This window comes from Mucilaginibacter sp. L196, from assembly GCF_009765905.1.
Classification (GTDB): Bacteria; Bacteroidota; Bacteroidia; order Sphingobacteriales; family Sphingobacteriaceae; genus Mucilaginibacter.
Genome location: NZ_LMUO01000006.1, coordinates 70272 through 83980, shown reverse-complemented (window position 1 = coordinate 83980; position 13709 = coordinate 70272). Strand labels below are relative to the sequence as shown.

The following is a 13709-nucleotide window of genomic DNA, read 5'->3' as shown; positions in this document are numbered from 1 at the left end:
AAAGAAGTCACTCAGCTATACATCAAAGCGAATATAAAATTATGGCTTCCACCTCGTCAAAAGATATCAGAAAGGTAATATTCTTTTATATTTGTTAATAAAAAAATAGCTTATTAAATGAGTGTTGATAAAAGTTCTCCAAAAGGAAAAAAGCTACTGTTATTTAAAATGCTGGCTATTTTATTCCCCTTTGTGCTATTGTTTTTCCTGGAAGTGGCTTTGCGTATTTTTAATTACGGGCACAATACTGCTTTGTTTGTTAAATACCCGAAGGACGACCGCTTTATGCAGATGAACTATTATGCATCTGATAAATTCTTTTCGGATACCATAAACGCCACCAAGGGCAACAGCGAGCTTTTTGCCATAGATAAGGCACCCAATACCTTCAGAATATTTGTTTTGGGTGAATCAACAACCATTGGTTATCCGTATTTTCATAACGGTTCATTTCATCGTTGGCTGCAATACCGCCTGGAACAGATGTACCCGGATAAGAATTTCGAGATCATAAACCTGTCATTAACTGCGGTAAACTCCTATACTGTGCTTGATTTTGGCAAACAGCTTGCCCAATACAAGCCGGATGCAGTTTTGATATATACCGGCCATAACGAATATTACGGAGCCTTAGGCATTGGCTCAACCAGTTATATTAGCAGCAATCGCTTTTTGGTTAAAACGTTACTTAAACTGCGCGAACTAAAGCTGACACAATTGCTAAATAACACCATGAAAAAAGTAGCGGGTGTGTTTTCTGGCAAAAAAATAGATGACCGCGAAACCCTGATGAAACGCATGGCTGCCCGGCAGGAGATAGCTTACGGATCAAATGATTACCGGGCAGGCATTAACCAGTTTGATAAAAATATGACCCAGTTGTGCAGTTTGTTCAACGAGGAAAAGATCCCTGTATTTTTAAGTACGGTGGTAAGCAATGAAAAGGACCTGCCACCATTTATCAGCAATGGTAGCGGGCCTGGTTCGGCAGCTTACATTTATAAGGCAGGGCAGCAGGCTTACGCTCAAGGTAACTTTGGCCTTGCCAAAGCCGATTTTGATAAAGCGAAGGAATTGGATGAACTGCGTTTCCGTGCGCCGGAGGCTATAAATACCATTATTAAAAAGATAGCTGCTGAATATACTGAAGTTCATTTAGTTGATACTAAGAAATTGTTTGAGCAGTATTCACCTCATGGTATTATTGGCAGCGAAACTATATTGGAGCATGTACACCCTAACCTATATGGTTATGCAATAATGTCGGAAGCATTTTACCAGGCATTTATGCAGCAACACCTGATAACAGACACTCCGCAAATGGTGATGACTTTTGACGAACTGCAAAGGGAAATGCCGCTAACCCGCATGGATTCATTAAGCGGGCAGTACCAGGTAATGATGCTAAAAACCGGCTGGCCGTTCAATCAACCAATACCAAAACAATTTAGGTTGGGTAATAACATCGAGGATACCCTGGCCGATAGAGTAGGCCTTGGTCACATGGAATGGATAGTCGCGATGGGGCAGGTTTATGAGCATAATAAATTGGCAGGCAATGTAAAGGGCAAGTTAAAGGTTATAGAAGCCATGACGCTTGAATTGCCGCAAAATGAGCAATTCTGTAGCTATGCGGCCAACTTAAACGCTTCTTTAAATAATTTTGATAAGGCCGCCTTCTATTATAAAAAATTATACATGCTTAGCCCTATTGATCAAACAGCCCAAAGCATAATACAATCATATCTGCGTGCCGATGAACCGCAGTATGCCCTTGCAAATGTAGGTTATCTTCCACAAGGCCAACAGGCCCAGCTTAGAAGTTTATTATTGCAGATAATAAGTGACAAAAAAATACTTAAAGCCGATCCCTATGAAAGTCAGGCCCTGGCACGCATAGCCGCATCTTATGCACAGCTAGGGATAGTGAAAAATAAGCAGGAGAGTAAACAATAATTTTTATCCGTCACACAACCCTGAAAATTGAATAAACATGACAAGAAGTTATGTTATGCCTATATGATTTTTAATATAGCAAATACACAATGAATTTAATTTGTAAAGCTTACAGGTTGTGTACACTGGGGGATGGGCAGCCATCATCGAATAATATATGCAATCGATTGTCGATATTGTTTTTATTTCTATATTAGCATCAATAAATAGGTGTTCGTTTCCATTACAGCATCTAAAATTATTCATTTTCCCAAACCAATTAGCCAACCATGATAAGAAAGTATCTTATAGCAATATTATGCGTTTTCGTTTGCTTGACAGCAGCGGCCCAAAGCACTAATAAGAAAAGAATCATTGATGTGAATGTCACTCAGATAAAGGGACAGTTGCCCAAAAGTATCAATTTATGCGTAGGTGCCGGGCGTGCCAACGAAGGTTTACGGGCCGATTGGCAAAGACAATTAAAGGTTGCGCATGATGAATGTGGGTTTAAATATATTCGCTTTCATGGCCTGTTATCTGACGATATGGGCGTTTATTTCGAGGATAAAAACGGAAAGCCCATTTATAACTGGCAATATATCGACGAATTATTTGACTATTTGCGATCTGTCGACATGAAACCCTTCGTTGAAGTAGGATTTATGCCCGGTGCCCTGGCAAGCGGCAGCCAAACCATTTTTTGGTGGAGAGGAAATGTTACACCGCCGAAAGATTATCAAAGATGGAACGACCTGATAAAAGCATTGGTTGAGCATTGGACAGAGCGCTATGGAGAAAAAGAAGTGGCCAGCTGGTATTTCGAGATATGGAACGAACCTAATCTAAAGGGTGGTTTCTTTACCGGTACGCAGCAGGATTATTTCAAGCTTTATAAAGAAACAGCTACGGCTATTAAAAGTGTATCGACCAGTTATCGCGTAGGCGGTCCTGCTACCGCGGGTAATGCATGGATACCTGAAATGATCGATTTCTGCGCGCAGCAAAAAGTACCGATAGATTTTATCAGCACTCATGATTACGGCGTAAAACAAGGGTTTCTGGATGCGACAGGTAACACCGGAACGGTGCTCAGCCAGGACAGGTACGCCGTGGCAGATCACATGCGTAATTCAAAAAAACAAATATTACAATCCACCATGCCGAACCTGGAACTGCATTACACCGAATGGAGCGCCTCTTATACCCCAAGTGACCCTATTCATGATAGTTACCACGAAGCCGCTTATATTTTGAATACGGTTAAACGCGCCGCGCCGGATGTAAACTCGATGTCATACTGGACATTTACCGACATCTTCGAAGAGGCAGGTCCAAGAGCTACGCCTTTTCATGGCGGTTTTGGCTTAATCAATTACGAGGATATTAAAAAGCCGGCTTTTTATGCTTATAAATACTTAAACGAACTGGGTAACACGGAACTTAAATGCGCGGATTCAAGTGCTATGATTTGTAAGGATGGAAATGGCGGCATACAGGCCCTGGTTTGGAACTTTACGATAGATCATCCGGGAGATAGCGTAAATAACCAGGTATTTTATAAAAGGCTTCTCCCTTCTAAAGCGTTAGCGCCGGTTGACCTTAAACTCCATGGGTTAAAGCCAGGTAAATATATGATCAGCATATACAAGACAGGTTTCCATGCAAACGACCCCTATTCGGCGTATTTCGAGATGGGTTCACCATCGCAGCTTTCGATAGCACAGGTAAAAAAGCTGAAGCAGCTGGATTCTGATGAGCCTATAGCGCAAAGTACCATAACAGTTAATGCATCCGGAAATTTTGAAAAACAGTTACCTATTCGACAGAATGATGTTTTTTTAATTAAAATAACAAGAGCAAACTAAGGAATAGAACCCAATCATATTACTATGATCATGTATAAGATAAAAAACACCGTTATAACAACAGTGCTCGTTTTGCTGGCGTTTTTAGCTAACGCACAAGATCAAACACAAAGTAATCCAAAAGGAAGAGCTTATTATGTCAATCCTGTTTTTGCAGGTGATTATCCTGACCCCAGCATCATGCGTGACGGCGACGATTATTACATCGTCCATTCCTCCTTCGAATATTACCCGGGCCTATTGATCTGGCATTCAAAAGATCTGATCAACTGGACGCCGGTCACACATGCCCTGCATAAATATGTTGGTTCGGTATGGGCGCCGAGTTTGATAAAGTACAAAAACAAATACTACATCTATTTCCCGGCTGGTAATACTAATTATGTGGTTACAGCAGATTCTATCAACGGTCCATGGAGTGATCCGATCGATTTGAAGATCGGCTTTATTGATCCGGGGCATTTTACCGATGCAGCAGGCAAACGCTATCTCTATTTCAGTAACGGCGGGTATGTTCCTTTGGCAGATGATGGGCTTTCAGTAACTGGCGAAGTTAAATCGGCTTACAGCGGTTGGAAAATACCACGCGAATGGTCGATAGAATGTTTCTGTATGGAGGGGCCTAAAATGCTTAAACGGGGTGATTATTATTACCTGACGGTAGCCGAGGGCGGAACAGCCGGGCCTGCAACAAGCCATATGGTAATTTCTGCACGTTCCAAGTCTCCATTCGGGCCGTGGGAAAATTCTCCTTACGATCCTATCATCCGTACCAAAGATAATTCAGAAAAATGGTGGTCTAAGGGGCACGGTACATTGTTTGAAGGGCCCAATGGCAAATGGTGGATGATTTTCCATGGCTATGAGAACGGTTATTACAATATGGGCCGCCAAACCTTGCTGGAGCCGGTTGAATGGACAAAAGATGGCTGGTTTAAAATACCCGATGGTATCAAAACCGATGCGCCGATCTTAAAACCGATAAAGTATGCTTCGGCAAGTACCTTTTCATTGAACGACGATTTTGGCGGTCATGATCTGAAAGCACAATGGCAATTCTTTGGAGAGTATGATACGGCCAGGTTCCATTTGTCTGATCAGAGCTTAACGATAAAAGGCAAAGGGAATTCGGTCGCTAATTGTGCACCATTATTGTGTATTCCTTCAAACCATTCCTATACAGCACAGGTAGAGTTATTTATTGAAGGCAATGCCACAGGTGGTTTAGTGCTTTTTTATGACAATAGGTATTATTCTGGAATTTTGGCAGATAAGGAAAATATCCTGGCCAACCTTCGCGGCTGGCAGTTCCCAACTGAAAAAGACGTGATAAAAAGGCATGTGTTTTTACGGATAAGAGACATCAAAAATACCGTTGATATGTATTATAGCATAGACGGACAAAAATGGAATAAAATAGAAAACTCTATCGAAGTTTCCGGTTATAATCATAATGTCCTTAGCGGATTTCTAAGTTTACGATTAGGGCTTTGTAGTATTGGTGATGGAAATGTTAAATTTAAGAATTTTATTTACAAACCATTGAACTGAAAAATCCTCCTAAACATAATGCCAACAGGTCTTGGAGAAAATACGGTTATCTAAGCAATCAATTAATTGTACCATCAACAGGAAGACGTATCGGGGTAATAATAAATTACATCACCGTTTTCAGGATCGAAGAAAAAAACATGGGTTGCTGACATCTTTCAAATAAAAATGCCGAATTCAAAAATATTGCTAGTATTGTAATGCCAAATTATTAACTGTATAAAAAACATTATATATGAAAAAAACACTGCTATTTATATTGCTATTTGCCGGATTTTTAACCGCCACTGCACAAAATGTTCCCCTGGTAGATGGCTGGAAGTTTAAAACCGGTGACTCAACCCAATGGGCCGCGCCCGGTTATAATGACAGGGACTGGCAACCTATCAGCATACTGCATAGCTGGGAATCACAGGGGCATGACAAGTATGATGGTTTCGGCTGGTACAGGCTACACACACTTATACCATCAACATTAAAGGATAAAGCTTTTTTTAAGGACAGTGTACGTTTTGAAATGGGATATGGTGATGATGGTTATGATGTTTACCTGAACGGCAAACTAATTGGCCGTAATAACAATGGCGATATAAAAACAGGCTTGTACGGACTATGCAAAATAGTAATTGGTGCCAATAACCCGGCTATTTTGTGGGATAAGGAAAATGTGATCTCAGTTCGCATTTTTGACAGCGGTGGTGACGGCGGTATTTATGGGGATAAGGATAAGTTTAAGATCAGTATGGTTGATGTTATGGACAACGCTTATTTAAATACTGATGGTGATTTTATTTATGGGGATAAAAACAGCTTGAGCAAGAGCATAAAAATTGCAACAAACAGTAATTACAGCTACAAAGGGAAATTGGATTTTAAAGTTACCGATCCAGAAACAAATGCCGTAGTCTATCAAAAAACAAACGATGTTGATTTTTCGGCAGGGAGGCCGTTTACTTATGCTTTCAGTATTGGTGAACTGGCGCAGAAATCATACCTGATCACTTATACTTTCACCGATGAAAAATCGGGTGAGAAATTAGTGAAGACTGAGGGTACGCCCTATATCCTAACACCATATGTGAGCGCCAAAGTTAAAATAAATGGTCCAGATGTGTATGGCGCGCGCCCCGGCAACGCGTTGTTATACAAAATACCGGCAACAGGTGTAAAGCCTTTGACTTATAAGGTTGATAATTTGCCCGCGGGTTTAACTTTAGACCCTGCAACGGGTATTATAACCGGATCGGTAGCTCAAAAAGGTGATTACCCGGTACTCATCAGCGTACATAACAGGCTGGGTACTGCATTTAAAAAATTTACCATTAAAATTGGAGACGTTATAGGTTTAACACCTGCTTTGGGATGGAATAGCTGGAACGCCTTTGGCCTGAGTGTGAATGATGCTAAAGTACGTGTAGCGGCTAAAACTATTGCCGATAAGCTAAGTGCGCACGGATGGGCTTATGTAAATATTGATGACGGTTGGGAAGCCCCTCAACGTGCTGCAACGGGTGAGATAGTAGCGAATGAAAAATTCCCGGATATGAAAGCGCTATCAGATTATGTGCATAGTCTGGGTTTAAAGTTTGGGATCTATTCATCGCCCGGGCCAAAAACCTGCGGTGGGTATTTGGGTAGCTATCAGCATGAAGAACAGGATGCCAAAACCTATGCCTACTGGGGCATTGATTATTTGAAATATGATTGGTGCTCTTATGGCGAGGTAGCGCCGAGCGAACCAAGTATTGACGATTACAAAAAACCTTACCAGGTAATGCGCGCGGCATTAGATAAAGTGAACCGTGATATTATGTTCAGCTTTTGCCAGTATGGTATGGGCGATAGCTGGAACTGGGCCGGCGAAGTTGGCGGTAACAGCTGGCGTACCACCGGTGATATAAACGATAGCTGGCGAAGTATGAGCGAGATTGGTTTCTATCAGCAACGAGAAACTCCACATGCTCGCCCCGGGCATTTTAACGACCCAGATATGCTGGTTGTAGGCAAAGTGGGTTGGGGTGATGCGCAGCACAATACAAAACTAACGCCTGATGAACAATATACCCACATCAGCTTATGGAGCTTACTGGCATCCCCATTGCTTATAGGCTGTGATCTTGGGCATCTGGACAGGTTTACACTTAACCTGCTTACCAATGATGAAGTTATAGCCATGAACCAGGATGACCTGGGTAAAGAGGCTGTACAGGTGCTTAAAAAGGATGGCTATTTGGTGTATGTAAAGGAGTTGCAGGATGGGAGTAAAGCTGTGGGAATATTTAATATATCAGACAAATTTCAAACAATAACCTTGAACTGGAGCGACTTGGGTATAAGTGGCTACACCAAAGTTCGTGATGTATGGCGCCAGAAATATTTAGTGACCGATAATAAGCTGTTTAAGGTTTTGGTGCCAACGCATGGAGTGGTGCTGGTGAGGCTTAGTAAATAGGAAGCAGGAAAGGAGTGATTTCGGTTCCCCTCTCAATAGGGGACCAATCGCTTACCTCATCATCTTATTCGCTAATCCCGCTGCGCCTTCAATTAATAAATTAGGATAAACTATGAATTTAAACCTGAAAAAAGTGGTCTTCAACGCTGACATTTTATTAAAATCAGTTACGTTTTGGGCCCCAAGTCCAAAGCTATCAACATGTTATTAAGTGGATTAAGTCATACTACGATCGATGGACATCCAATGCCCTCTTTCAGCTATTTGTCAGACAAGCAAATCGCCGATGTCCTTACCTATGTAAGAAGCGGCTTCGGAAACCGGGCAGCGGCTGTGAAAGCAATTGATGTAAAAAATGCAAAACTAAAGCTACATGAAAAATAGATCAATTTTATTCCTGATTGGTAGTTACCTGTTGGTAGCTACCACAGCCCGGGCGATCTCTCCCGGAACAACCAGTTATAATGTGAAGGACTACGGTGCCAAAGGCGATGGGATAGCCCTTGATTCAAAGGCGATAGATAACGCTATCGACGCTGCCGCTAAAGCCGGTGGGGGAACTGTTTTTTTACCTGCAGGCAATTATTTGTCTGGCTCCATCCATTTAAAAAGCAATATATCCCTTTACCTGGACCAGGGCGCAGTAATAATAGCTACAGAATCAGAAGCGAACGGTGAATATGACCCCGCAGAAGAAACCGTTAGTACAACCTATCAGGACTACGGGCACAGTCATTTTCATAATAGCTTGATTTGGGGTGAAGACCTTCATGATGTTTCCATACTGGGACCCGGGACGATCTGGGGTAAGGGGCTGCTTAGAGACTGGAAAAAGGATAGCAAACTTGGAAATAAGGCGATAGCACTTCTGCGATGCAGGAATGTCATTATCCGGGATGTTTCCATTCTCACTGGTGGCTGGTTCGGAATACTCGCTACCGGCACAGACAATCTTACTATTGATAACGTTAAGGAGGATACCAACCGTGATGGCATGGACATTGATTGCTGTAAAAATGTTAGGGTGTCGAATTGTTTTGTTAATTCTCCATATGATGATGGGATATGTCTGAAAAGCACTTATGCTTTGGGATATGCCCGTAATACCGAAAATGTAACGATTACCAATTGCCAGGTTAGCGGTTATAATGTGGGATCGCTTTTAGACGGAACTTTCAAGCATTCTGTATCCCACCCCACAGGCCGGATTAAATTAGGGACAGAGTCCAATGGAGGTTTTAAAAATATTACGATATCTAACTGTGTATTCGATTATTGCAGGGGACTGGCCCTCGAAACGGTTGATGGTGCAGAGCTCGAAGATGTTGCGGTAACTAACATCACAATGCGGGACGTTGTAAGCGACCCAATATTTCTTCGCTTAGGCTCACGCATGCGGGGCCCTGCCGGCACACCTGTTGGCCAGCTACGGAGAATATTAATTAGTAATGTAGTGATTTATAACGCCGACCCTCATTACGTATGTACCATAAGCGGAATCCCTGGTCATGATATAGAGGATGTTACATTAAGCAATATAAAACTCTATGTAAAAGGAGGATTGACCCCGAATAGTACCCAGGCGGATCCGCCGGAAAATGAAAACATGTACCCGGAGCCAGGAATGTTCGGCGAAGCCCCGGCCTATGGATTTTTTATACGGCACGCCAAAAACATAAAAATCACAGCGGTCGAAATCAACATGATCAAATCAGATGCGCGGCCTATTCTCATAGCTAATGATGTACAAGGTCTATATTTAAGAGAATTGAACGCACCCGGAATGACTCTTGATAATAAGCCGGTCTTCAATAAGGTATCAGATTTACAACTTACAGATTGTGCTATAATTAAATAATCAAGTCGTAATGAAAATGATTAGTGATTGGCAAAAAATTTGGTACTCATTGCTTTCTTCCTTTTTTAGTTCGAAAGGCTGGAAGTCAATAAGCATTTTATAGCATTTATTACAATGCAAAAAAATAAAGCTTACGACTGTATTGTCGGTACAATTACTTGCTTGAATATTTTTGAAAAGTTCTTCTGGCCCTATTAAACATTCATGCAAAATGAAATTGTTTGATAGTACTATTGTTGGGCCGTGGATAGCGGATGAAAATTCAACGTTTTTTGATGGTTTTTACAGATGAACACACGTGTCAAAATTCAATTCAGTGGTATAAAAAGAAGCGGATAATGTGATTATTTCAAATACATCTCCTCAATGTGGCGTAACGATTCCTGTAACTTTTAGTACAACTTATATGCAGCTAATCAATAAAGCCAATACAAGCCGGTATTTTTGCTATGAGATAACCGGTTTGACTAATTCGTCATTAGTATTTAGAAGTGTTGATATGGGACCAGTCAGGCTATTTTACAGGCCATAAAATCCATTGAGTTTTGATGTTTTGCAATAATGATTCAATTTTTATAAACCATTTTTTTAAGTTAAATCATAGTTCTTTATATTGAAAATCAACAAGTTGTAACTAAGTCCGGATAAATTCGGTAACGTAATTTCGGCAAAAGGAATAGGTTACCGATTACTTTGCGTTACATTGATCTGTATTGAGTTATGAAAAGTGGGTTTTAAACGAAAAAAGCCACTTTTTCAAGTGGCTTTAGTTCTTTTGAGATGGTTTGGTGACCATTCTGTGATCCCGCTGGGATTCGAACCCAGGACCCCAACATTAAAAGTGTTATGCTCTACCAGCTGAGCTACGGAATCAACTTTAAACGTTTCCGTTTTAAGTGGTGCAAATATAGGACTATTTGCTATTTGGTGCAAGTCTTATTTTGAATTATTTTCAAGTAAATAATAAGCGCTTCATTGTCAACTTTCTATGGTTTGTAAATCGCTATTTTACCATTATTCCCGGCTAATAGAATTATTTTTTTATGCATTGAACTACGGCAAACGTTAAAACTTGCGTTGTTAATCTTATGCCATGTTCGCCCATTATCGTTAGTTATATTAGATCCTGATGTGCCGGTAGATAAAAAAGTGCCAGCATTAATAAATTCTACACATGATTGATAGCCGGCTGGTGGTACTGTCGCTAAATGCCAAATATATCCGCCATCAGTTGAATAGCAGGCTGTTGAATCACTATTGGTATCATGTTGATAGTCGCCGCCAACCACAACCAGGTGATTGTTATTTATTGCAATTGAAAATGCACCTTTACTTAGCTTACCTTTAAAAATAGGAATTTGATGATGGGCCCATCCGCCATTTTGGTTTGATATATCAACCTCTGCAAATAATCCTCCAGTGGCTATATATTTATTTTTTGATGTAATGCGGAGGCAAGTGTTGCTTGCCGCAAAAGCCGCTTCATTTGGTAAGGCAACAGGATTCTGAGTGTAATTACCCCAGGTTTCACCACCGTCAACGGTTTCCAGCATGAAAAACTTATTATTAATGGGATCGCCCAAAATAAAACCATGTTTTGGATCTATGAAACTAATTGCATCCATAAAACAAGAGGAGTCTGTGTTTTTATATTCAAGCTTCCAGTTTGCACCACCGTCAACCGTTTTCAATATTAAAGCCGGTGTTCCTGAACTCATAATAATGGCTTCCTTATCTGAGAATGCTTCGATGCCTCTGAAATCAGCAGTTTCATAACCTTTTACTTGTTGCCATGCCCATGTTCTACCGGCATTGGTAGTAATAGCTATATAGCCTTTACTGCCACTTATCCAAGCTGTATTATCGTTTACAACGCATAATCCTCTTATGTTGGTTGGCTTACCTTGTTGTAATAATGTGATGTGTTGGGCTTTCGAAATAGATGCAAACAAAAGCATCGAAAGTAAAATTAATGGCCTGATTTGTTTATCAATCATTATACGAGGTTGTGAGGATTATTCCGAAATTAGACCTTCGGAAATTAAGTTACAAGGTATCGCCAATAATTATATTTTTTAAGGCACATTTTAGTTGAAAAAAGTATATTTGCAACCCTGTATAAGTTTAGCCGAAAGCTTAAATATATACTTGAATGCCCGGATGGCGAAATTGGTAAACGTTGCGGTCTCAGAAGCCGTTGAGAATTGTCTCTTGAGAGTTCGAGTCTCTCTTCGGGCACATCCTTTAATAAGTTAAAAGTCTTTAGTTTAAAGTGTATTTTGCTTAAACTAAAGACTTTGTATTGTAAAGCCTGGGTGGCGAAATTGGTAGACGCACCATCTTGAGGGGGTGGCATTCGCAAGGATGTACGAGTTCGAATCTCGTTCCAGGCACATAATTAGTTAAGCAGCTGCTTTATCCACATTCTGGTAGTACCACTCTAAAATATATACGCCATCGCCCCACGTTAATTTTCCATCGGCAGCTACTTGAGCTACTAATATGGAGATATTGTGTAGAAAGGCGCTTTTAATATCTCCGTCTAATCCCTGTAACATCGTTATAGCACAAGCTGTAATTTGAGCAGGATCAGTAAGGCTGCCACAACTGTCTGCGAGCTTTAATTCGGTTAATATCGCCGGTAGTTTTGCACGAAGTAAGTTTTTAATATCATCATCAATACTGCCGGGTATAATGTCGGTTAGTATATCTGCTTCGGGACTGTCAACAAAAGTTTTAATGGCTTCGGTTACTATTACACCGATGTGCACGGCAATTTTTAATTCTGATGGAAAGCCATCGAACAGATTTTTTATCCCTGCCCATATTTTTGTAAGAAATGTTGTTAAACTCATGATTTTGGTGTTAATTGTTTGTTGTATTTTATTTCCTGAACTTGTTGCTGTAGAATATTTACCTGACTTTCTAAAACCTTCAAGCGTATTTCGTTAACCCTGTCTGTGGTTTCTTGCCGGTCGCGTAGCTGGGACATATCATTTTTTAAATTGAAATATGTTGTCATTACCGATGCAACTATGCTGGCGGTGCTCACTATGGTTACAATAATATTCTTAATTGTAATGCCCTTTAGTTCGTGTTGTTCAATGGCTGTCATGATGATTTAGGTATAGTTTATCAATCTTTTTGCCCATACTTTCCCCCATTCAGTGTAACCAACATCGGTGCGATAGCTTGCTTCACGTTCGAGGTTTATTTCAGCATTCAGCATTGCGGCGGGAAGAGCATTAAATGCAAGCAATGTGGCAGGGCCTATGTGATTGTCAATTATTAGAGGTTTTATTATTGATTTTTGAGAAGCGATAACATAATTGCATGCTATCTGCATAAATCGCCGTGCCCGACCCTCACCCTGGTTAACTGAGCAGTCAAACAGATTATTTGCCAGCTGTTGATCTGTTATGCTATCCAGATTAATGGTATCCCAATAATTCACTTTATAGAATTTTTCTATATTGTGTTGTAAGGCAATGTTTTGAGATAGCAGTACGTCCATTTTTTCGATACTTAAATTGGGGTTATTTTTTTTAATGCCGTCGATAATTGGCCAGCCATCCCACCTTGGATTGGCTCCTCGGTCAATGCCCCTATAAGTTTCTTTTTCGCCTATGCCAGGGTTGTAACCACCCTCGTTGCCCATGATGGTTATTTTATATGCTTTAGTAAAATCGGCCATCATTAATTATTTACAGGGGTTTTGATGGATGGTGCCGTAAAGAAATTTTTACTGATATAAGCTATTCCAGCGCCTAAGGCCACAGTGCCAATCAGTTTCCAGTTAAAACTTAACGAGCCAGCCTGTAAACTGGTTTGAATGGTTGCAATTACTGCACTTCCTACGGCTACTATTAGTCCTTTTGCAAGATCTTTTAAATCGATGCTGTATAAGTTTGATGTTTTCATGTTATTTTAAGAGTTGATTAATATTATTGTTAATTATTAGAAAGTATTGTTATGCTTTTGCATGGGGATACGCAAATAATCAAGTTGATAGCCTTATATGTTTAAATAGCTAGGCAATATTAAA

The 13709-nt window shown here is 40.5% G+C and carries 10 protein-coding genes and 3 tRNA genes; 7 read left to right on the top strand and 6 right to left on the bottom strand.

Annotated features, from left to right (window positions below; translation table 11 throughout):
• The first annotated feature begins 117 nt into the window (after positions 1-117).
• The 5 genes from GSQ74_RS01550 (at position 118) to GSQ74_RS01530 (ending at position 9664) form a co-directional block, all read left to right on the top strand.
• Positions 118-1956 (top strand): GDSL-type esterase/lipase family protein, encoded by a 1839-nt coding sequence (locus tag GSQ74_RS01550; protein ID WP_158989358.1) that lies wholly within the window; start codon positions 118-120, stop codon positions 1954-1956.
• 269 nt (positions 1957-2225) lie between these two features.
• Positions 2226-3803 (top strand): glycoside hydrolase, encoded by a 1578-nt coding sequence (locus tag GSQ74_RS01545; RefSeq protein ID WP_158989356.1) that lies wholly within the window; start codon positions 2226-2228, stop codon positions 3801-3803.
• A 30-nt stretch (positions 3804-3833) separates the two neighbouring features.
• Positions 3834-5354, top strand: coding sequence for a family 43 glycosylhydrolase (locus tag GSQ74_RS01540; RefSeq protein WP_158989354.1), 1521 nt, complete (start codon positions 3834-3836; stop codon positions 5352-5354).
• A gap of 235 nt (positions 5355-5589) precedes the next feature.
• Positions 5590-7806, top strand: a complete 2217-nt coding sequence (locus GSQ74_RS01535) for a putative Ig domain-containing protein (protein ID WP_158989352.1) — start codon at positions 5590-5592, stop codon at positions 7804-7806.
• 373 nt (positions 7807-8179) lie between these two features.
• Complete coding sequence (locus tag GSQ74_RS01530; RefSeq protein ID WP_158989350.1) at positions 8180-9664, top strand: glycoside hydrolase family 28 protein; 1485 nt, start codon at positions 8180-8182, stop codon at positions 9662-9664.
• A gap of 800 nt (positions 9665-10464) precedes the next feature.
• Here GSQ74_RS01530 and GSQ74_RS01525 read toward each other — a convergent pair.
• Both GSQ74_RS01525 and GSQ74_RS01520 read right to left on the bottom strand, forming a co-directional pair.
• Positions 10465-10537, bottom strand: a tRNA-Lys gene (locus GSQ74_RS01525).
• A gap of 113 nt (positions 10538-10650) precedes the next feature.
• Entirely contained in the window at positions 10651-11661 is a 1011-nt protein-coding gene (locus GSQ74_RS01520) for a YCF48-related protein (RefSeq protein ID WP_158989348.1), read from the bottom strand.
• A gap of 157 nt (positions 11662-11818) precedes the next feature.
• Here GSQ74_RS01520 and GSQ74_RS01515 point away from each other — a divergent pair.
• Together GSQ74_RS01515 and GSQ74_RS01510 are read left to right on the top strand one after the other, a co-directional pair.
• A tRNA-Leu gene (locus GSQ74_RS01515) sits at positions 11819-11902 on the top strand.
• 71 nt (positions 11903-11973) lie between these two features.
• Positions 11974-12057 (top strand) — tRNA-Leu (locus tag GSQ74_RS01510).
• Between the two features lie 9 nt (positions 12058-12066).
• Here the strand turns inward: GSQ74_RS01510 and GSQ74_RS01505 are convergent.
• The 4 genes from GSQ74_RS01505 to GSQ74_RS01490 are packed head-to-tail and all read right to left on the bottom strand — an operon-like array spanning position 12067 to position 13585.
• Positions 12067-12519: a hypothetical protein gene (locus GSQ74_RS01505; protein WP_158989346.1), complete on the bottom strand. Its 453-nt coding sequence runs from the start codon at positions 12517-12519 to the stop codon at positions 12067-12069.
• Positions 12516-12779: a hypothetical protein gene (locus GSQ74_RS01500; RefSeq protein ID WP_158989344.1), complete on the bottom strand. Its 264-nt coding sequence runs from the start codon at positions 12777-12779 to the stop codon at positions 12516-12518. The genes GSQ74_RS01505 and GSQ74_RS01500 overlap by 4 nt, the downstream gene beginning before the upstream one ends.
• A 6-nt stretch (positions 12780-12785) precedes the next feature.
• Positions 12786-13361, bottom strand: a complete 576-nt coding sequence (locus GSQ74_RS01495) for a glycosyl hydrolase 108 family protein (protein WP_158989342.1) — start codon at positions 13359-13361, stop codon at positions 12786-12788.
• Complete coding sequence (locus GSQ74_RS01490) at positions 13361-13585, bottom strand: hypothetical protein (protein WP_158989340.1); 225 nt, start codon at positions 13583-13585, stop codon at positions 13361-13363. The genes GSQ74_RS01495 and GSQ74_RS01490 overlap by 1 nt, the downstream gene beginning before the upstream one ends.
• Positions 13586-13709 lie beyond the last annotated feature (124 nt).